This window comes from Mucilaginibacter pallidiroseus (assembly GCF_007846085.1).
Taxonomy (GTDB): domain Bacteria; phylum Bacteroidota; class Bacteroidia; order Sphingobacteriales; family Sphingobacteriaceae; genus Mucilaginibacter; species Mucilaginibacter pallidiroseus.
Window position 1 is genome coordinate 275,492 of record NZ_VOEJ01000002.1, and the last position, 20,498, is coordinate 295,989.

Below are 20,498 nucleotides of genomic sequence, written 5' to 3' on the forward strand. Positions count from 1 at the left end.
ATGAAGAAAGCCCGATATGCCGGGCTTTCTTCATTTGAACCATGTCATTGCGAGCGTTAGCGTGGCAATCTCGTCGCGTTTATATGGCCGGCGATGAGATTGCCACGTCGCTGCGCTCCTCGCAATGACGCGGTTAATCGTGCGCTGATCCCAATCTTAATCAATCCACTCAAACTTAGTATAAGGCACCAAAACGTCGGGGATTTTGATACCTTTTTCAGTTTGGTTGTTCTCTAACAAGGTAGCCACAATGCGCGGCAGGGCCAGGGCGCTACCGTTGAGCGTATGGGCCAATTGCGTTTTACCTTCCGCATTGCGGAAACGAAGTTTTAGTCTATTGCTTTGAAACGTTTCGAAGTTGGATACTGATGATACCTCCAACCAGCGTTGTTGTGCTGCGCTCCAGGTTTCCATATCGTAGGTTAGTGCGCTTGCAAAACCCATGTCGCCGCCACAAAGGCGCAAAACACGGTACGGCAAGCCCAACTTTTGTAACAAGCCCTGCACGTGTGCACTCATGCCTTCCAACACATCGTATGAATTATCAGGGTGCACTACCTGCACAATCTCCACTTTATCAAACTGGTGCAAACGGTTTAGTCCACGCACATGCGCACCGTATGAACCAGCCTCACGACGGAAGCATGGGGTATGCCCGCAGTGCTTTACAGGCAATTCCTCACCTTTCAATATCACATCACGAAATATGTTGGTAACAGGTACCTCTGCAGTTGGTATCAAAAATAACTTATCCTCACCTACAAAATACATCTGCCCTTCTTTGTCAGGTAGTTGGCCGGTGCCAAAGCCCGATGCCTCATTAACCATAAGCGGTACGCTCACTTCGCTGTAACCGGCTTTCTCGGCCTCGTCAATAAAAAAGTTTATTAGTGCGCGTTGTAGTTTGGCGCCTTTATTTTTGTAAACAGGGAAGCCCGCGCCGGTAATCTTAACGCCTAATTCAAAATCGATTAAATTATACTTGGCAGCTAATTCCCAATGGGGTAATGCGCCTGCAGGTAATTCTGGTTTGCTCCCATTTTCGAGTACCACTTCGTTTTCTTCCGGCGTTAAACCTTTGGGTACTGATGAGTGAGGCAAGTTGGGCAATAAAACAAGTTTGTCCTGCAGCTCAACCTCTACGGCAGCAAGCTCCTCACCTAACTGTTTTATTTCCTCTTTCCATTTACCGGTGTTGGCTTTAATGGTTTCGGCTTCGTCTTTTTTACCATTGCGCATCAACTCGCCAATTTGCTTGGCAGCTGCGTTAGCCTGCGACGATACGTTATCTAACTGGTTTTGTGTTTGGCGGCGTTTTTCATCCAATCCAATCACGTCCTCTACCAATTCGGGCTGTTTAAAATTCTTAACAGCCAAACGTTCTAAAACCTTTTCGCGGTTATCGCGGATATAACTAACTTGCAGCATTGTTTTTTATTTAACAGGCAAATATAACAGTTTGCAGTTTGTAGCAGGCAGTTTGCAGTTTTTTTGTAGGCGCACCGGCGAACTGCAGACCGGCAACTGCAAACACAAAAATGACCGGAAAACTTTACTTAGTGCCCACTCCTATAGGTAATCTTGAAGACATGACCTTCAGGGCTATCCGTGTTTTAAAGGAGGCTGATCTAATTCTTGCCGAAGACACACGCACATCGGCACCAATGCTTAAGCACTTTGATATTCAAAATAAGGTGTTTGCACACCATCAGCACAACGAGCATCAATCCAGCAACGAGATCATCAAGTTTTTGCTTATGGGCCAAAACATCGCGCTGATTTCTGATGCAGGTACACCGGCTATTTCGGATCCCGGTTTTTTCCTGGTGCGCGAGGCATTGAAGTTTAACATAGCTGTTGAGTGCCTGCCTGGTGCCACCGCCTTTGTGCCTGCGCTGGTAAACTCAGGTTTCCCTACCGACAAGTTTTGCTTTGAAGGCTTCCTACCATTAAAAAAAGGCCGCCAAACACGTTATAGACAATTGGCTACAGAAGAACGCACGCTGATACTGTATGAGTCGCCGCACCGTTTATTAAAGACACTCGATGAAATGGCCGAGCATTTCGGGGCCGACAGGCAGCTTTCGGTATCTCGCGAGCTTACCAAAATGTTCGAAGAAACGGTACGCGGCACCGTAACCGAAGTAAAAACACACTTTGAGAACAACCCGCTAAAAGGCGAGTTTGTGATATGCGTAGCCGGCGCAGAGCCGGTCGAGAAGAAAAAGAAAAAATACGTGGATGATGAGGATGAGTAATATGATCAGCCAGTTATATGTCATTGCGAGCTGCAGCGAAGCAACCTTATCGCTTGTTTAATTAACGTAAGGCGATTACTACTCGCTATGACATTATAGAGATATAAATAAAAGAATGTCATTGCGAGCGGCAGCGAAGCAATCCCGTCGCTTGCTTAGTGCACGCCAGGATTGCCACGTCGCTACGCTCCTCGCAATGACATTAAAGGCAAAACATAGAAACCGTGTCATTGCGAGCGGCAGCGAAGCAATCCCGTCGCTTGCTTAGTGAACGCGAGGTGATTGCCACGTCGCTACGCTCCTCGCAATGACATATTTATATAATATAATGAAAAAAAACATACTCCTTTCTATACTCTCCGGGTTATTGCTTTGGATAGCCTGGCCGCCTACGTCATATACCACTATCCTGCTGTTTGTGGGGCTGGTGCCTATGCTAGTGGCGATAGAAAACATCATAAAATCCACCGCGGCTAAAAAGGGCAAAAAGATCTTTAATATCACCTTTCTTGGCTTTTTTATATGGAACACGCTATGCATTTACTGGGTTTATAATGCACTTAAAATGATAGGGCCAATTGTGGCGGCCCCAATTACGCTTATACCTTACGCGCTTGGGCCTTTGCTTATGAGCACCGCATGCTGGCTTTATTACCGTATGAGGCTGGCTAGTAGTCGGCCTATATCTTTAGTTGCACTAGTTTGTTTTTGGATAGGTTATGAGTACCTGCACCAAAGTTGGGACCTGAACTTTCCCTGGATGACACTTGGCAATGGTTTTGCCGTTTCGCACCAATGGATTCAGTGGTACGAATATACGGGCGTTTACGGTGGCACCATCTGGATATGGACAGTTAACATCCTTGCATTCCTTATATATATTGGCTTGCGCGAGGCGCAAACATCAAAGTTGCGTATTAAGCTTTTTACCGCTTTAGCGCTCGTATTGATATTACCGCTCGGCCTGTCGCTTTACAGGTATTATAATTACCAGGAACAAACCAATCCGTCAAACGTGGTGGTTGTGCAGCCCAATATCGACCCATATGAAAAATCGGGCAGCATTCCGGTCTACACGCAAATACAAACGCTTACCCAACTATCCGACTCACTGGGCCAGCGCAACACCGAATTTTTCATCTGGCCCGAGACTGCCATACCGCAGTATATCGACGAGGAGCATATGCTAACCGACAATAACTATTTGCAGGTAAAGCGCTTTTTAAATAAGTACAAAAATGGCAACGTTATAACCGGCGGCGAAACCTACCGCACATATGCAAACCGCGTTAATGCAACGGCTTCACCAATGCCAGGCGGTGGTTTTTGGGATCACTACAGCTCGGCCATTAATATCGAAAATTCATCAAAACTACAGTTCTACCATAAATCACGGTTGGTGCCAGGTGCGGAGTCGTTACCATTTGGCAGCACCTTTTCGTTTTTAAAACCGGTATTTGAGCATTTGGGTGGGGCAACCGGCAACTACACCATGCAGGACAAACCGGGTGTTTTTTACAGCCAAAGTGGAATTGGTGCGGTACCTGTTATTTGCTACGAATCTATCTGGGGCAACTGGGTGGCCAGCGCCGTAAAAGACGGCGCGCAATTTATTGCCATAATCACTAACGACGGTTGGTGGGAAAATACATCCGGAAAAGATCAGCACCTAGATTATGCCAAATTACGCGCAATCGAAACGCGCAGATGGGTATGCCGCTCGGCCAACACCGGCATTTCGGCATTTATCAATCAGCGTGGCGACGTGGTTAAACGCTCAGAGTGGTGGGTTAAAACAGCCCTAAAGCAGGATATTAATTTAAGCAGCGATATTACCTTTTACGTTGAGCATGGCGACTACCTGCCAAAAGCAGGTACAATCCTGGCGCTAATGGGCATTGTATTCGTAATCATAAAACTGAGAAGAAAATAAGCCTTATGCTTCCTGCCGGTTGATGATGAATTCCAGCAAATCGTTGATAGGCTGTTTCATGATCTTACCAACCTGCACATTGTTGATACCACATATGGCCTTAAGCTCATCCTTAAAAACAGATGCAATCGAGCCTACAAAGTGGCACTTATATTTATCGTAATTGGAGTAGCATTTTATATTAGTATCCACAAACTCCTGTAGGGCATTTTGCAGTAAGTCCTGCCCGTAAGATGTATGTCTTATATCAGAGAGAAATTTTGAGAACGAAGCCAGGTAAGAATTGGCGCGCTGTTTTTGGTAAACGTTTTTTATGACGGTTTCCTTGTCCAGGTGATAAGCGTCTTTGAAGCGCTCATTGATATCAGCAGGCATCCTGCCATACAAATAATCAGTAATCAACGCCTTACCAAACCAGGTGCCCGAACCTTCGTCGCCCAAAACATAACCCAGGCCATGCTGCCCGTCATGTATTTCCTCACCGTCGAAAAAAGATATGTTTGAGCCGGTGCCCAATACGCAGCAAAAGCCTTTTTCGTGCCCGCAGGTAGCATAGGCTGATGCCAGCAGGTCGCTATCGATACTGATGTATGATTTGCCAAAAAAAACGCTTAGCGCGTTCGATACTATTTCGTGCCTGTCGGCGCTTGAGCATCCTGCGCCGAAAAAGTAAATTTCGGTAATATTGGGTGCATACGCTATCATATCCGGCAATTGCTCCTGTATAATCTTGGCAATTTCCTTTTCTGTTAAAAAGTAAGGATTTAACCCGGCAGATTTAAACGCTATAGGTTCGCCGTTGGGATTAGATAGTAACCAGTCTGTTTTTGTTGATCCGCTGTCTGCAACTAAAATCATGCAATAAGTTCTTCGAGAGCCTGGTGTGTTAGTGGCTTATGAATGAATTGAGCAACGTATTTGTTTTGAGTGGATTTGCTCATGTCAGTTGGGTCAAGGGATGACGAAAGCATGAATATTTTCACAGCTTCTTTGTTCTCCATGTGGATCTTTTCAAACTCATGCAAAAATTCAAACCCCGACATTTGAGGCATACGTATGTCCAAAAAAATAACATCAGGTACAACGCTGCCATTTTGTAAAGCTTCAATAGCCTCTGTTGGCGATTGATGCACTACAATAGTTTCGGCAAAGTTGCCGCTTTCCAATATCTTGCGCGTTACAAAATTATCGATGTAGTTATCATCGATGAGCAAACATGTTTTAAAGCGCACAGGCATCCTTTAACTTAACTTAAACTATTTAACAAGTATAAATATTTTATTGAATATTTATACTATTTGTTATTTGTTTCAGTGTGATTTCGGCCATCTTTGACTGGTATAGTGCAGAGTAAAATACCGACTGTGCATTTAAAAAGTTACGCTGTGCCTCGCGAATTTCTAATGGTGTAATATTGCCTAAGCGATACTTTTCAAGAGATATTTGCATGCTTTTACGGGCAAGCTCAACATTGCTGCGGCCAAGCTTTATAAGGTCGAGACCTGACAGATAAGCTACGTAAAAATTACTGATCTGCGCCTCAACATCCAATTGGGTTTGCTTGGCACTCAACTCGGCATTGCTTATCTGCAGTTTTGCCACACGCTCGCGCCGCCATTGGTTAAAGCCATCAAAAATATTTATAGAAGCCGTAAAGCCGTAATTTAAACCACGCGCATTTTGCCTTAGTGTAAAGCCCGCAGGTGTGCTACTATTGCTAAACTGGTAGCCCGATGTTAACCCTACAACGGGGTACCGGGTAGATTTTACCTGCCTTAAATTGATTTCGGCAAGGCGCTTGTTTATTTGCGAAGCTATAATAGCCGGGTTTTGCGTTTGTGCCTTGGAGATAACGTCGCCTAACAAAAGCTTGTCATCAACAATGATCGTATCGCCCACCTCAAAATCTGTTTGCAGGTTGCGGATAAGCAACTGGTTAAGTTGAATTTTAGTTGTTCGATACTGCTGTAACTGGCTTATCAATGCAGCTGTATCTGTGTTTAAATTTACCTGCGCGGTGTAAACATCCAGTTTAGATACCCTGCCTACTGTAAACTTATCGTTAGTGTAACGCAATTGCGTGCGCGATATATCAATAGCACCCTCAAGCGCCCGTATTTGCCCGCGCTGGCTTATCAGGTTATAATAGGTGTTAATTACGTTAGCAATGGTACTTTGTATCGTGTCCCGCAGACGCACGCCGCCAAGTTTGTCCAGTTGTTTAAGCTGATCGTAATTGGCAAACATGGCAAAGCCGTCAAAAACAGTCCAGTTAAGGTTTACGCCATAATTATTATTTGTGCTATGGGCGTTACTTATGTTTCGTGCGGTACCGTCTGTACGGGTTTGGTTAGTAGTTTGTATACCATTGGTATTGGTGTAATCACCAGAAACTACCGGCAGGAAGCCGGCATTACCTAACGTTACGTTGGTAGATGCAATAGTTTGGTTATTTTGCGATAGCTTAATGTTGTAATTATTCTGTAAAGCAATTGCCACCGCATCTTTCAAACTAAGCTTTGGCAACTCCTGTGCGCTTGCTGTAAATGCCGTACTTACAGCGCAAAAAATCAAGCAAATGGTTTTATTGATCTTCATGTGCTTAAAGTTTTTCAATTAGTAAAGGCTGTTTTGGTTCTTCAACCTCTTCCTGTTCGTGATCAGGGTCGCGGCGCGTTTTCGCTGCAAATACCATGTACATAGTTGGGATAACGTAAAGCGTTAGCACCAGCGAAAATAACATACCGCCTATAATTACAATACCCAAGGATACACGACTTTTGGCACCCGCCCCAAGGGCAAGCGCAATTGGCACCGATCCTAATACAACGGCTAAACTGGTCATCAAAATAGGGCGCAAACGTGCTGTTGCCGCCTCTACCACCGCCTCGTACTTGCTTAGGCCGTGCTCCATACGCTGGTTAGCAAACTCAACAATCAGGATACCGTTTTTGGTAACAAGGCCAACCAAAGTTATAATGCCTATCTCACTGAAAATATTAAGCGTTTGGTTAAAGAACCATAATGAAAGAAACGCCCCCGACACCGCCAGTGGCACGGTTAGCATTACAATAAATGGGTCAATGAAGCTTTCAAACTGTGCGGCCAGTACCAGGTATATCAGCAATAGTGCAAAGCCAAATGCGAAAAGAATGTTTGATGAACCTTCGGCGTAATCTCGTGACGGGCCGGTAAGGTCGGTGCTAAAAGTGTCATCAAGCAGTTTTGCCTTGATGCGTTCCATCTCGGCAATACCATCACCAACAGTGTTGCCCGGCGCAAGCCCGGCCTGTACCGTGGCCGACTTGTAACGATTAAAGTGATAGATGGATGGTGGCGTAGCGCTTTCGGCAACTTTAACCACGTTATCTAACTGCACCAGCGTTCCTTTCGAGCTGCGCACATAAACTGATTTTAAGTCAAGCGGCTGATCGCGGTTGGCACGATCTACCTGTGCAATTACCTGGTATTGTTTACCATTTATCAGGAAATAATCTAACCTGCCGGCGCTGTAATATAGTTGCAGTGTTTGGGCAATATCCGCGACTGATACCCCTAAATCCCGCGCACGGTCGCGGTCGGTTGTAACGCGTAGTTCGGGCTTTGTAAACTTCAAGTTTACGTCAGATCCCTGGAAAACCGGGCTTTTAGAAACCTCTGCAAAAAACTCGGGCAGTACCTTACGTATCTTTTCAAAATCCTGGTTTTGAATTACAAACTGCACGGGCAATGACGTACGCGCACCGCTACCACCGCCGCTAATGGTTTGCTCCTGCACCACAATGGCCCGTGCATCGGGCATTTTTCTTAATTTTGCATTCAGCCAATCGGCAATTTGCTGCTGGCTGCGTTCACGTTTATCCGGCGCTACCAAACCTATACGCCCGAAACCCGAGTTGGCCGAACCACCACCGCCGAAAGATGGCGATACAATTTCGATGTTAATGTTTGATTCAGGAATAGAGTCGGTAACCAGCTGGGCAACCTTATCCATGTAATTGGTCATGTACTCGTACGTGGCACCTTCCGATCCCGTAACAGAGTAACGTAGTAAGCTGCGATCGTCAAGCGGGGCAAGCTCTGAAGGGGTCACCTTTACAAGAATGCCCGTGATCAAAAACGATGCTGCCAGAATAACGAAAGACACCCAGCGCTTTTTCATAAAGCTTACCAAGGTTTCGGTATAACCATTGGTCATGGCTTCAAAGAACGGTTCGGTTTTCTCGTAGAATTTTGATTTCTTTTGATTTTTACGGATCAGCTTAACGTTAAGCATCGGCGTTAAGGATAACGATACAAAGGCCGATATCAATACCGATCCAGCTACCACCACCGCAAACTCCCGGAACAAACGGCCCGTGAAACCCTGTAAAAATATAATGGGCAAAAACACGGCAGCCAGCGTTACCGATGTGGAGATTACCGCAAAGAAAATCTCTGCCGAACCCTCAAACGCCGCCTTACGGATAGCCATGCCATCCTCTATTTTTTTGTAGATATTCTCTGTGACTACAATACCATCATCCACCACCAAACCTGTGGCCAGCACTATACCCAACAAGGTTAGGATATTGATAGAAAAGCCGAACACATACATGATAAAGAATGCCCCTATCAATGACACCGGTATATCTATCAGCGGGCGGAAAGCAATAAGCCAATCCCTAAAGAAAAGATAGATGATGATAACCACCAATATAAATGATATCAGCAAGGTTTCCTTTACCTCCGTTATGGAGTTGTTGATGAAGCGGGTATTATCAAGTGCTACCTTAACGGTAATGTCCGGTGGTAAATCTTTTTTAATCTGCTCGAGGCGGATGTAAAAGTCTTCCGCTATTTGTACGTAGTTGGCGCCCGGCTGCGGCACAACGGCCAAACCCACCTGCGGCACGCCTGATTCCTTAAAGGATGTTTCCTCGTTTGCCGAGCCCAATACGGCATATCCAATATCGCTCAGCCTTATCACACGGTTGCTGTCGGCACGGATGATCAGGTTATTAAAATCCTTTTCATTGGTTAACTTACCAAGGGCGCGTATGGTAATCTCGGTATTGTTACCTTCAATTTTACCTGCAGGCAACTCCACGTTTTCACGGCCCAAAGCAGTGCCTATGTCTGTAGCGGTAAGCCCTAACGCCGAAAGCTTGGCAGGATCAATCCATAGGCGCATGGCATACTGGCGCTGGCCCTGTATATTTATTGCACTTACGCCGGGTATGGTTTGTAAACCCTCCTGCAAAACGTTCTCGGCAAAATCATTAACCTGGGTTATGTTACGGGTTTTACTGCTAACTGTAAGGGTAATGATCTGATCGGCATTTGCATCAGCCTTTGTTACAACCGGCGGCGCGTTAATATCTTGCGGCAGCTGGCGCTGGGCCTGGCTTACTTTATCGCGCACGTCATTGGCCGCCGTTTCCAGGTCGGCATCAAGATTAAACTCCACCGTAATGTTACTGCTACCTACCGAACTCGTTGAAGATATGTTACGGATACCCGGCACACCGTTTATGGCTTTCTCCAGCGGCTCTGTTATTTGTGACTCAATTACATCGGCGTTGGCACCCGAGTAACTTGTTGATACCGAAATAATAGGCGGATCTACAGACGGAAAATCCCTTACGCCCAAAAACTTGTAACCAATAATACCAAACACCACAATAACAACAGACATTACCGTTGCCAGCACAGGTCGTTTTATACTTACCGACGATAAACTCATAGTTTGGTTATTTGATAACTTTTAAAACTTTAAGCGGCGACTTATCGCGTATTTGTATCAAGCCGGATACTACCACGCTGTCTCCCGGCTTAAGGCCGTCGGTAATTTGAATTTGGGTATCGGTACGCAAATCTGTTTTTACATCACGCGCAGCAGCAACGCCATTCTTGAGTACAAAAACTTTGCTGCTCTTTAAATCAGGTATCACGCTTTGTGTAGGTACCATAATGGTATTAGGTATCTGATCGAGCGTTAGGTTGATCTTTGCAAACGCACCAGCCGTAAGCTGGTTGTTAGGGTTAGGCGCCTTAGCCCTAACCGTAATGGTGCGAGATGCAGCATCAAGTTCCGGCTCAACAGCATACACCGTGGCTTTAAAGTTATCGCGTGAGCTGGCAATAGTAAACTGCACCTGGCTACCTTTACCTATAAGCGGTAGGTAACGCTCGGGCACAGAAAAGGTTAGCTTAGCCGGATCGATATTTACCAATGTGGCGATTGGCGTAGTAGGCGAAAGGTAGCCGCCCGGGCTCACACTGCGCAAACCTATAACACCACTAAATGGTGCTCGTATTTCGGTGCGGGCAATTTGCGCTTTTACCACATCAGCCTGTGCCCTCAAAGTAGCCAACGACGATTGCGACGTTTCATACTCCTGCTTACTTACTGCTTCTTTCTGGTAAAGTATCTTATTACGATTGTCGATATCCTTTGCCAATACAATTTGCGCCTGCACCTGTTGAAGTGATGATTGCAGATCGGCATTATAAACTTTTACCAGCAGCTGCCCTTTTTTTACGCGCGTGCCTTCGTCAAAATAAATACCTGTTATACTGCCGGCCGTTTGGCTAACCAGGTTTACCCGTTCGTTGGCATCAATACTACCGGTTATATCTATCTGGTTGCGCACCGCGGTATCTTTTACTACAAGTATATTTACTGCAACCGGGCCGTTGTTGCCCCTGCCTTTTCCTTTACCACCGGTAGCGGCGGCATTGGTTTGCTTTGCTTTCGAGCCAAAAAACTTATTGTAAAACAAAAACGCAACTACCAGCGCAATAAGGGTAAATACTATGTATCGTTTTTTCATGTGTTTATATGGGCGGGGCAGCTATATTTTTATCTTTTGTGTCGTGTTAAATTAATCTGTTTAATTTCAGACTTTTAATTGGTTACGTTAATAATAATTGGTTTTACGGGGGCGAATAACCTTGTAACAAAACTAACCGCCGAAAATGTATTTTGATTGCTTGTATCAACGATTTTACATCTTTAATTAAAAAGGCACCCTTTACTAACTTTAAATAAAATTATACCTTGCCGAATGAAAAATTTTCGAATTGCAGCGCTGGCTGCTTTAACACTACTTTTTATGAGCACTATTCCTGTCAGCGCAGCTGTACCGGCTAAAATTTCTTACAAAGTTTCATTTCCTGATGCGCAGGCACATTATGCAGATATAGAGATGACCGTCAGCGGGTTGCAGCAGCCATCCCTTGAGGTTAAAATGCCTGTTTGGGCTCCCGGCTCATACCTAGTTAGGGAATTTGCAAAAAACATCGAATCGCTATCGGCCACGGCTAATAACAAGGCTGTTACAGCAACCAAAATATCAAAAAACACCTGGAAAATAGCAACTGCTGGAATTGGCTCGGTAACTGTTAAGTACAAGGTTTACGCGTTCGAGCTGTCGGTGCGTACAAGCTTTGTTGATGCATCGCACGCGTTTTTATCAACCACAGGTATTTTTCTGTACCCAAAAGGGATGATTAACCAGCCATCAACCATTAAAATAATACCTTATAAGGATTGGGATAAAGTATCAACCAGCCTTGAAAAGGTAGGTGGCGATGCCTTTACCCTTACTGCGCCTAATTATGATATCCTTTTTGACTCGCCTATTGAGATAGGCACGCAAGACATTTTTGGCTTTGAAGTAAACGGTGTTAAATACGACGTTGCCATGTATGGCGGCGGCAATTATGATAAAGCGCGCCTGTCTGCAGATATGGCCAAAATAGTTGAAGCCGAAACCGGCGTATTTGGCGAAAACCCCAACAAACACTACACTTTTATAGTACACAACCGCCAGCGTAACGGCGGTGGTTTGGAACACTTAAGCTCTACCGTATTAGGCGCATCGCGCGACCAGTATGGCAGCGAGCGCGGCTACCAGGGCTTTTTAAGCCTGGTGGCTCATGAGCACTTCCACCTGTGGAATGTAAAACGACTGCGCCCTATTGCATTAGGCCCGTTTGATTACGATAACGAAAATTACACCACCAACCTTTGGATTGCTGAAGGCTTTACCGCTTATTACCAAAACCTGATGCTGCGCCATGCGGGTATTGTGCCGGAAGATGGTTTCTTATCAGCAATGGTTGGCGACATCAATACTGTTGAAAATACACCGGGTACTAAGGTACAACCACTTGCCGAGTCGAGCTTTGACGCTTGGATCAAAGGTTATCGCCCTAACGAGAATTCGGTTAACACCGGCATCTCCTACTACGATAAAGGTGCTGTTATAGGTATGCTGCTTGATCTGGAGATCATCAATAGCTCGGCAGCCAAATCATCGTTAGATGATGTAATGAAGTACATGTACAATACCTACTACAAAGGCAAAGGCCGCGGATACACCGATGCCGAATTTAAAGCCGGTTTTGAAAAATTTGCAGGTAAAAAATTAGATGCTTTTTATGCCGATTACATTAATGGCCTCGCAGCTATCGATTACAACAAATACCTGGGCTATGCCGGTTATAAACTTACTGACGAGCTTGCCGGCACCAATGAGCCTACGCTTGGTGTAAACCTTGGTAAAGCCGGAAGTAAAATAACCGTAATGGCCGTGTTGCGCGACGGGCCAGCCTGGAAAGACGGTATAAACGTAGGCGACGAGATTGTTGCTGTTGACGGCACACCGGTTACTGACCAGGCCGAGATTATGAAAAACAAAAAAATAGGCGATAAGATCAATATAACTGTTAACCGTGATGGTAAAGCTTACATTTTACCGGTTACGTTGCTGCGTAATCCTCGCCAAAAAAACAAAATAGAATCATTATCAGCACCTACAGAAAAGCAACTTGCCGTACGCAAAAAATGGCTTAAATTATAAGCTACGCGCTTAGCTGGCAAAAATCCCCTTATGTCACAAACCTTAAGGGGATTTTTTATGCTATAACAATTCACTTTATGGTTGACGAAAGTGTTATCTGGTATTAAAGGTGAACAAGCTAATTATGGCACGGTTATTAATATACTATATACCTAACACTAAAATCAACCTTTATGAACAACCTATTGTACGTTATCGCCGTAATATTAGTAGTATTTTGGGCACTTGGCCTTGTTTTTTCAATAGCAGGCAATCTTATTCACCTGTTGTTGCTTATTGCCGTTATCATGGTTTTACTTAAAGTTATTCGCAGGCCAACCGCCGTTTAATGTAAGGTTATGCAAGTTTCGTTAACACCTCAGTTACTTGGCGACCTTATTGAAAAGGGCTACAGTTATATGCTGGCGAATACTGTAGCAGGTAATAGCACCGAAACTACAATTGTGCTTAAACCTGTGCGCAAGAAGCCATCGTTATTGAGTTTACCTAATGGATATGAAGCCTACTACCGTATTACAAGAGAGCCTATGCAGTTGGCTTGCGGTGTGGATGCTACTACCGTGCTGGTAGATTATGAAACCATCAGCGGCAATATTACCGGTGAAGACATATTCGAGGACAGTTATTTTAGGATGAGCGAGGACTTTTTTAAGCAGGTGCTTGATAGCCTTGAAGACTATGCCGTGATAACGACCGACAAAAATGGCGATGTTAACAGCTGGAACCATGGTGCGCAACATGTACTTGGCTACAGTGAGCATGAGATAATTGGACATAGCGCTCAGATTTTCTTTACGCCTCAAGACAGAGAGAAACGCGCACCCGAAAAAGAGCTAAGCACTGCTTTAAAAGATGGCCGTGCAGTTGATGAGCGCTTCCATTTGCGCAAAGATGGGTCTCAGTTTTGGGGAAGCGGCCTGGTATTCCCTTTGTATGATGAGGAGGAAAAACACCGGGGTTACACTAAAATAATGCGCAACCTGCGCGAAGAGCGGGAAGCAAGAAAAAGTACTATTTGATATAAAACAAGAGCGCCCGTTTTTTTAACGGGCGCTCTTGTTTGTAAGGTATAGGTTAATATTGTTACAGTTTGAATTTAGCATTTTTGGTTTCAACCAAAACAACGCCGTTTAAGCCCTTAGCTCCATATTTCAAAATTGCATTCTTATCCTTTATTACGCTAATGCTTTTGATGTCATTAGGATTGATTCCCTCAATACTTGCTGTTTCTTTTCCGTTAAGTATGTAAAGCGGCGCAAACTCGCCGTTCTTATTTCCGCTGATAATAACCGTATTTTTTTTGCCGTCTGCGGTATCAATAGTGCTTGCCGTAAATGCGAATGACTGATTTGTAGCGGGCACTTTGCCAACCCGTTGTACTGGTTTACCGTTCGCTTCTGCTAATGAGAAAGTTATAGGTACAGTATATTGCACCCTAACCGGCTTACCACTTTGCATACCTGGCTTCCATTTAGGCGAAGCGGCTAAAACCCTTACTGCCTCTTCGTCCGTACCGCTGCCAACACTCCGTACAACCTTCATGTTGCTAAGGGAACCGTCCTTCTCAACAACAAATGTTATAATAACCCTACCCTGCACATGATTATCTCGTGCCTGTTGTGGATAGTTTAAGTTTGTGACAATGTATTTTTCAAATGCCTGTTGCCCGCCGGGAAAACCAGGCGATTGCTCAACTGCGGAAAATACGGCTCCGCTTGCAGGCGATGCAGCCTTGTCAACATTATTGTCGGCGCTTAATGCAAATTGGATAGGTACGGCATATTGAACCCTAACCTTGTGTTTGTTTTGAATGCCCGGCTGCCATTTAGGCGATGCTTTCATTACACGCAGTGCCTCGGCATCTATATTTCGGCTAACGCTTTTCGCAACTTTAATATCAGATAACGAACCGTCTGCTTCAACAACAAACGTAAGTACCACCCTACCCTGTACGTTATTTTCACGCTCGGCTTTTGGGTATTTTATGTTTTTGGCTAAGAACTTACCAAATGCCTCGTCGCCACCCGGAAACTCTGGCGCATGCTCAACCTCTGTAAAAAGCTCCCTGCCCGGCACCGTGTCAAGCTCGATTTCTTGAATGCTTTTGTCGGCGGCAATCTCCTTGTTTGTTGCGTCCTTAGCATTTGCATCAGGTATTACTGATTGCGCGGTACGGTCAAACACCTCATCGGCCCTGTCATGAATAGCAACAACAGCCTTACTGTTATTTATTGTGGCTGATGATAAGATCAGCATCAGCATAAATAATGGTGCAGACAAGCCGTATTTAATCAGCTTGATGCGCTGCGATTTATTCTTCTGTAACATAACAATACGTTTTTTTAATAAGCTATGGTTAAAGAAAGGGTTGATGAGGCTATGGGCTGGTGCATTAAAAGTTTGGTTAAGCAGCAGCATCGCATAGTCGGCTTTGCTTGCGCCGGCTTTTACTGCGTAGCTATCGGCAATGTACTCGTGTATGTGCTTTATGGCGTAGCGGTACAGATAAACAACAGGGTTAAACCAATTAATAATCATCACAGCTTCAATAATCAATATATCTGCCGAATGCCACTGGCGTGCATGCACTTCCTCATGCTGCTTAATCACATCGTTACCTTCCTCATGCTCGGTTAAGCGAATGGTGCTGAAGAAAGAATAAGAAACCTTTGACGGGCGCTTGATCATCTGCTTCACCTCGAACAACTGCCAAACCAGCCTAATGGCGAGGAATACCGCACCGGCTGCATATAGCAGGGTAACTATTTCGCCAATGGTTATGGGGTTATTTTTAAGCGGTGCAAAGGTGACAATCATATCCGGCGACGTTGTGCTGTATATGGTTGTTTGCATTTGCTTTGTTATAAAAAGATCCTGCACCCAGCGGGCCTGTACCAGCGGGATGATGAACGATAGCGTAGCCGCACCCACCAAATAAATGCGGTTTAATTGAAAAAATGTTTCCCGGCGGAGCAATAGTGCATAGAACCCGAAAAACAATATCAGGTATATGTTTACCAATAATAAATAATGCCACCAGGTCATGATTATTTTTCTTTAAGTTTTTCAATCAATTTCATGATATCATCGGCCTCTTTCAAATCAATTTTCTCTTTCTTCACAAAAAAGGAAAGCATCCTGTTTACAGAGTTATCGAAATAGCCGGTCAGCAATTTATCTGCCGCGAAGGTTTTGTATTGCTCCTTGCTTATCACAGGGTGGTACTCGTGGCTTTTGCCATAAGCCGTATGCCCTACAAAGCCTTTGGTTTCTAATATCCTGATGATAGTTGATACCGTATTGTAGGCTGGTTTTGGCTCAGGCAGCACATCAAGCACGTCCTTAACAAAACCTTTTTGCAACTGCCAAAGCACCTGCATTATTTGTTCTTCGGCGCGGGTTAATTCTTTAATTTCCATTTGAAATACAATTGTTTGTTCTAATAATTATCTAAGGTAGAAGATGTATTTCATAATAACAACTAAATATTTAGTTTTGTTTAAAATAAACTTTATCTATGCAGCTTGGTTTCCTATCACAACCAATTCACAAATGGAGATTATTTTTCACGGCGCTGCCCGTAATGTAACCGGCAGCAAACACCTTTTAAAACTCGAAAACGGCACTACTATATTGCTCGACTGCGGCATGTTCCAAGGCTTGGGCGAACGCACCGAAGGCATGAATGAGCATTTTGGTTTCCAGCCAAAAACTGTCGACTATCTTATCTTATCGCACGCACACATAGATCATTGTGGACTGATACCCCGTTTGGTTAAAGAGGGCTTTGAAGGCCAGATATTTTGCACACCTGCCACAATGGACCTTGCACGTATCCTATTAATGGATGCTGCCAAAATACAAACGCAGGATACCGAATATAGTAACAAAAGCCGTGAGGGTAAGGGCCTCGAGCTTGAAGTACCGCTGTTTGATGAAGATGATGCCATTGCTGCGTTAGGATTATTTAAAACAGTAGAGTACCACGAGGAATATCATCTTAACCCTGATTTGAAGTTTAAATTTACAGACGCAGGGCATATCCTTGGAAGCGCGGCCGTGCACATCAAGATAACCGAGAACAATAAGGACTTTTACATAACCTTTAGCGGTGATGTTGGCCGCTACGGCGACTTATTACTTAAAAGCCCTCAAACGTTCCCGCAGGCTGATTATATCTTACTGGAATCGACCTATGGTGACAGCCTGCACAAAGACGCCGGTTCCATTGAAGACGCCTTGCTGGAAATTATAACTGAAACTTGTGAGCGGAAGCGCGGCAAATTAATTATACCGGCTTTCAGCGTTGGCCGTACGCAGGAATTGCTTTATGCTCTCAACGCGCTTGAGCTAAAGGGTAAACTCCCGGATGTAGCTTACTACGTAGATAGCCCCCTATCGGCACAGGCAACGGAAGTTTTAAAAAACCACCCGGAAGTATATAACAACGGCGTTAAAGAGGTATTAAAAATAGATGATGATCCGTTTGGCTTTAAAGGCTTAAGGTTTGTTGAGTCAACAGCCGAATCAATTGCTTTGAACGATGATGCAAGGCCTTGCGTTATCATTTCATCATCGGGCATGGCCGAGGCCGGACGTGTGAAGCACCATATAAAAAACAACATCGGCAATCAAAAAAACACCATACTGATGGTGGGCTATGCCGAGCCAAGTTCATTAGGTGGCCGCCTTGCCCGGGGCGAAAAAGAGGTTTACATTTTTGGCGATCAGTACCAGGTAAATGCCGAAGTACGCTCCTTAAAAAGCATGAGTGCCCACGGCGACTATGAAGACCTACTTCACTTTATTTCATGCCAGGATCCGGCTGTAGTAAAAAAGATTTTCCTGGTACATGGCGAGTATGAGGTACAACAAAGCTTTGCGGAGCGGCTAAAAGAAAATGGGTTCCAAAATGTCGAAATTCCTTACCAGCATGAAAAGGTAGTACTGGAATAGGGCAAAATATACTTAAGCCGGCGTTTTATAAAGCGCTGGCTTTTTTGCTTAATTATCTCCTGGCTATCTTCTCTTTTCTTAACAGCTCTATTATCTTATCTGTACGCAACTCACGTCCCTGGGGAACAAGGTGATACTCGGTATCGTAAAATAAGCTATCTGCAAACAGCGCATCTTTGGGATGATTGAGTATTTTGATCTTTATGCCCGACTGCATATCGCGTTCATAGGCGTCAATCACTTTTGCATTGGCGTTGTAGAGCGACTGTGGAAAGCTTGGGTAGATGAAATAAACCGCCATGCCGTTTTTATCAGCATAGTCCTTAAAATCATTCAGCAATTGAATGTTGGGGTTGAGCTTGTATTTAAGATCGAACGTTTTAAGAAACTCATGCGACGGATGCGGATCAAAACTGCGCACCACATCGCCATTCTCGTTAAACGATGACCGGGAATAAACAACGTTGGTTGGAAAGCCCTTCCTTTGAACGTGCAGCAAAGTAGATAAAGTGACGGTAAGGTTTCTTTGCAGATCTTCTACAAAAAAATCATGCAGCCATTGCTGTGGTGTTTGCTTAAAGTATTTTCCTGCAGGCGGGTAAATGCGCAGCGCTTCTTTTTTAGCGGCGTAGGAACCATCATTACTTAAATAATACTCGCTTGAAATGATGATGATATCCTTCAGCCGGGCAGTGCGCCTGGCCTCATTCAATATAAAATCAAGCCCGAGGCTTCCAGTTGTGCCCAGGTTTACGGTGGGCAGGCCCGTACTATCCTGTATACGCTTGCTGTTTATACCGAAGGCAATATTTGAGCCGCCGCAAAAAATAATGCGCGGCGATTGGTGGCTGTCGGCAAAGTGATGTTTATCAACCATGGCCCCCATATAGCCATCGTTACCTTTGGCCTTGGCGGGAAAATAATTGCGGTTGCAGATAAATACAACCGCTGTTAGGGCAACTGCAAAGGCAAACAAGGTTGTTATAAACTTTCTCATCCTTCTGCTGACCTAAAATTGAAAGTAAACAAATTGTTGCTGCACACCGGTAAAGTAAAACGTAAGTACGGCTATGCTTATATAAAATGCCCATCGCGCCGGTTTGGGCCAACGCATGCCGGTACCGGCTATGGCAAACTGTTCCTCACGACCCAACCACTCCATCAACATGAACATGATTGACAAGATGATTATGGCAACCACATGAAATGATGCGCCCTCGAAAGCCTCGCCGGAAGGAACAGTCAGTATTGATCGTGAGAAGATTTTGCCAATGTAACTAAATGCCTGCCCAATGCTTTCGGCACGGAAAAAAATCCAGGCAAAAACTGTCAGGCTAAATGTCAGTAGCATTTTAAGAAACTCCGAAAGCGATGGTAGCAGCCTGCCTTTGGCAACAATTTCCATATTACTACGGTTGCGGTTGGTCAACAGCAGGGGCAAAAAGTACACGGCGTTTAAAAAGCCCCAAGCTAAAAATGTCCAGTTGGCGCCATGCCAAAATCCGCTTACCAAAAATATAATAAACGTATTGCGGATGCGCTGCCACAAACCGCCTTTGCTGCCGCCAAGTGGTATATACAAATAATCTTTAAACCATGAGGATAGCGAGATATGCCATCGGCGCCAAAACTCGGCAATATCACGGGAGAAGTACGGGTAAGCAAAGTTGCGCAACAGCTCCATGCCAAACAGCCTTGCCGTACCCAATGCAATATCTGAATAGCCCGAAAAATCACAATAGATCTGGATAGTAAAAAACAAAGCGCCCATTACCAGTACACTGCCGGGGTACTGCTCGTGGTGGTTAAAAATCATGTTGGCAAACTCGGCGCAATTATCAGCAATGGCAATTTTTTTGAAAAGCCCCCATAGTATTTGCTTTAAGCCATTAACGGCCTGGCTGTAGTTAAACCTGCGCTTTTGCTGTATCTGAGGCAGTAAATGCGTAGCCCTTTCAATAGGCCCGGCAACCAACAACGGAAAAAAACTCACAAAAACCGAATACTCGATGAAGCTTTTTACCGGCGTAATGCGCCCGCGATAGATATCGAACACGTACGACAAACCGTGAAATGTGTAAAACGAAATTCCCACCGGCAATATCACGTTGATTGTGTTAAAACCGGCCCGCATCCCAAAGTGCGAAAGCAAGTCAGAAAAAGATCCGGCAAAGAAGTTATAATACTTGAATACCCCTAGAAACCCAAGGTTGATACCTACACTTAGCCAAAGCCAAAACTTTTTGCCAGCCGTAGTTTTAGCTGCGAAGATTTTTGAACCTGTAAAAAAATCTAACAGGGTCGAAAATATCAGGAGAAATAGAAAACGGTAATCCCAACAGGCGTAGAAAAAATAGCTTGCCACCAGCAACAGCAGGTTTTGCAGCGTCAGGTTTTTTTGGGTAACAAACCAATACAAGGCAAATACAACCGGTACAAACAGCGCAAAATTAAGGGAATTGAACAGCATAATAGTGCCGGCAGGTTGGGTTAATTGCTGCT

At 44.6% G+C, this 20,498-nt stretch carries 16 protein-coding genes; 6 read left to right on the forward strand and 10 right to left on the reverse strand.

The features are described 5' to 3' along the window. Positions 1-156: 156 nt before the first annotated feature. Positions 157-1,428 (reverse strand): serine--tRNA ligase, encoded by a 1,272-nt coding sequence (gene serS / locus FPZ43_RS05715; RefSeq protein WP_146380896.1) that lies wholly within the window; start codon positions 1,426-1,428, stop codon positions 157-159. 110 nt (positions 1,429-1,538) lie between these two features. Here serS and rsmI point away from each other — a divergent pair, with 110 nt between their 5' ends. Together rsmI and lnt are read left to right on the forward strand one after the other, a co-directional pair. After that, positions 1,539-2,258, forward strand: coding sequence for a 16S rRNA (cytidine(1402)-2'-O)-methyltransferase (gene rsmI / locus FPZ43_RS05720; protein ID WP_146380897.1), 720 nt, complete (start codon positions 1,539-1,541; stop codon positions 2,256-2,258). Positions 2,259-2,586: 328 nt separating this feature from the next. Continuing rightward, positions 2,587-4,191 (forward strand): apolipoprotein N-acyltransferase, encoded by a 1,605-nt coding sequence (gene lnt, locus FPZ43_RS05725; protein ID WP_146380898.1) that lies wholly within the window; start codon positions 2,587-2,589, stop codon positions 4,189-4,191. Between the two features lie 3 nt (positions 4,192-4,194). Here the strand turns inward: lnt and FPZ43_RS05730 are convergent, their stop codons facing one another. Genes FPZ43_RS05730 through FPZ43_RS05750 form a run of 5 tightly spaced genes read right to left on the reverse strand, consistent with a single transcriptional unit; the run spans position 4,195 to position 11,006 of the window. Beyond that, positions 4,195-5,049, reverse strand: a complete 855-nt coding sequence (locus tag FPZ43_RS05730) for an N-acetylglucosamine kinase (protein ID WP_146380899.1) — start codon at positions 5,047-5,049, stop codon at positions 4,195-4,197. Further along, a complete protein-coding gene (locus FPZ43_RS05735) occupies positions 5,046-5,429 on the reverse strand; it encodes a response regulator (protein WP_146380900.1) in 384 nt (127 codons plus the stop codon). The genes FPZ43_RS05730 and FPZ43_RS05735 overlap by 4 nt, the downstream gene beginning before the upstream one ends. A gap of 40 nt (positions 5,430-5,469) precedes the next feature. Beyond that, complete coding sequence (locus tag FPZ43_RS05740) at positions 5,470-6,789, reverse strand: TolC family protein (protein WP_146380901.1); 1,320 nt, start codon at positions 6,787-6,789, stop codon at positions 5,470-5,472. A gap of 4 nt (positions 6,790-6,793) precedes the next feature. Next, positions 6,794-9,916, reverse strand: a complete 3,123-nt coding sequence (locus FPZ43_RS05745; RefSeq protein ID WP_146380902.1) for an efflux RND transporter permease subunit — start codon at positions 9,914-9,916, stop codon at positions 6,794-6,796. 7 nt (positions 9,917-9,923) lie between these two features. Next, on the reverse strand, positions 9,924-11,006 hold the full coding sequence (locus FPZ43_RS05750) for an efflux RND transporter periplasmic adaptor subunit (RefSeq protein ID WP_146380903.1): 1,083 nt from the start codon (positions 11,004-11,006) through the stop codon (positions 9,924-9,926). A gap of 234 nt (positions 11,007-11,240) precedes the next feature. Between FPZ43_RS05750 and FPZ43_RS05755 the strand changes: the two genes are divergently transcribed. The 3 genes from FPZ43_RS05755 (at position 11,241) to FPZ43_RS05765 (ending at position 14,059) form a co-directional block, all read left to right on the forward strand. After that, positions 11,241-13,040, forward strand: coding sequence for a M61 family metallopeptidase (locus FPZ43_RS05755; protein WP_261380994.1), 1,800 nt, complete (start codon positions 11,241-11,243; stop codon positions 13,038-13,040). A gap of 173 nt (positions 13,041-13,213) precedes the next feature. Further along, on the forward strand, positions 13,214-13,369 hold the full coding sequence (locus FPZ43_RS05760; protein WP_146380904.1) for a lmo0937 family membrane protein: 156 nt from the start codon (positions 13,214-13,216) through the stop codon (positions 13,367-13,369). A 9-nt stretch (positions 13,370-13,378) separates the two neighbouring features. Then, a complete protein-coding gene (locus FPZ43_RS05765) occupies positions 13,379-14,059 on the forward strand; it encodes a PAS domain-containing protein (protein ID WP_146380905.1) in 681 nt (226 codons plus the stop codon). Positions 14,060-14,123: 64 nt separating this feature from the next. Here FPZ43_RS05765 and FPZ43_RS05770 read toward each other — a convergent pair whose 3' ends face one another. After that, the gene (locus FPZ43_RS05770; protein WP_146380906.1) at positions 14,124-16,085 is read right to left on the reverse strand and encodes a M56 family metallopeptidase; all 1,962 of its coding nucleotides are present in this window, start codon (positions 16,083-16,085) and stop codon (positions 14,124-14,126) included. 2 nt (positions 16,086-16,087) lie between these two features. Further along, complete coding sequence (locus tag FPZ43_RS05775; protein WP_146380907.1) at positions 16,088-16,459, reverse strand: BlaI/MecI/CopY family transcriptional regulator; 372 nt, start codon at positions 16,457-16,459, stop codon at positions 16,088-16,090. A 133-nt stretch (positions 16,460-16,592) separates the two neighbouring features. On the opposite strand from FPZ43_RS05775, the gene FPZ43_RS05780 reads away from it, so the two are divergent. Continuing rightward, positions 16,593-17,996 carry an MBL fold metallo-hydrolase RNA specificity domain-containing protein gene (locus tag FPZ43_RS05780; protein WP_146380908.1) on the forward strand — a complete coding sequence of 468 codons (1,404 nt, stop codon included), beginning with the start codon at positions 16,593-16,595 and terminating at the stop codon, positions 17,994-17,996. A 52-nt stretch (positions 17,997-18,048) separates the two neighbouring features. Here the strand turns inward: FPZ43_RS05780 and FPZ43_RS05785 are convergent, their stop codons facing one another. Both FPZ43_RS05785 and FPZ43_RS05790 read right to left on the reverse strand, forming a co-directional pair. Then, on the reverse strand, positions 18,049-18,993 hold the full coding sequence (locus tag FPZ43_RS05785) for a hypothetical protein (protein ID WP_146380909.1): 945 nt from the start codon (positions 18,991-18,993) through the stop codon (positions 18,049-18,051). 12 nt (positions 18,994-19,005) lie between these two features. Further along, the gene (locus FPZ43_RS05790) at positions 19,006-20,466 is read right to left on the reverse strand and encodes an MBOAT family O-acyltransferase (RefSeq protein ID WP_146380910.1); all 1,461 of its coding nucleotides are present in this window, start codon (positions 20,464-20,466) and stop codon (positions 19,006-19,008) included. Positions 20,467-20,498: the final 32 nt, after the last annotated feature.

Coding starts and splice junctions, on each gene's coding strand:
- FPZ43_RS05765 (WP_146380905.1), top strand. CDS start 13,379: ATGCAAGTTTCGTTAACACCTCAGTTACTTGGCGACCTTATTGAAAAG.
- FPZ43_RS05770 (WP_146380906.1), bottom strand. CDS start 16,085: ATGACCTGGTGGCATTATTTATTATTGGTAAACATATACCTGATATTG.
- FPZ43_RS05775 (WP_146380907.1), bottom strand. CDS start 16,459: ATGGAAATTAAAGAATTAACCCGCGCCGAAGAACAAATAATGCAGGTG.
- FPZ43_RS05755 (WP_261380994.1), top strand. CDS start 11,241: ATGAAAAATTTTCGAATTGCAGCGCTGGCTGCTTTAACACTACTTTTT.
- FPZ43_RS05750 (WP_146380903.1), bottom strand. CDS start 11,006: ATGAAAAAACGATACATAGTATTTACCCTTATTGCGCTGGTAGTTGCG.
- rsmI (WP_146380897.1), top strand. CDS start 1,539: ATGACCGGAAAACTTTACTTAGTGCCCACTCCTATAGGTAATCTTGAA.
- FPZ43_RS05740 (WP_146380901.1), bottom strand. CDS start 6,789: ATGAAGATCAATAAAACCATTTGCTTGATTTTTTGCGCTGTAAGTACG.
- FPZ43_RS05730 (WP_146380899.1), bottom strand. CDS start 5,049: ATGATTTTAGTTGCAGACAGCGGATCAACAAAAACAGACTGGTTACTA.
- FPZ43_RS05785 (WP_146380909.1), bottom strand. CDS start 18,993: ATGAGAAAGTTTATAACAACCTTGTTTGCCTTTGCAGTTGCCCTAACA.
- FPZ43_RS05760 (WP_146380904.1), top strand. CDS start 13,214: ATGAACAACCTATTGTACGTTATCGCCGTAATATTAGTAGTATTTTGG.
- FPZ43_RS05735 (WP_146380900.1), bottom strand. CDS start 5,429: ATGCCTGTGCGCTTTAAAACATGTTTGCTCATCGATGATAACTACATC.
- lnt (WP_146380898.1), top strand. CDS start 2,587: ATGAAAAAAAACATACTCCTTTCTATACTCTCCGGGTTATTGCTTTGG.
- serS (WP_146380896.1), bottom strand. CDS start 1,428: ATGCTGCAAGTTAGTTATATCCGCGATAACCGCGAAAAGGTTTTAGAA.
- FPZ43_RS05780 (WP_146380908.1), top strand. CDS start 16,593: ATGGAGATTATTTTTCACGGCGCTGCCCGTAATGTAACCGGCAGCAAA.
- FPZ43_RS05790 (WP_146380910.1), bottom strand. CDS start 20,466: ATGCTGTTCAATTCCCTTAATTTTGCGCTGTTTGTACCGGTTGTATTT.
- FPZ43_RS05745 (WP_146380902.1), bottom strand. CDS start 9,916: ATGAGTTTATCGTCGGTAAGTATAAAACGACCTGTGCTGGCAACGGTA.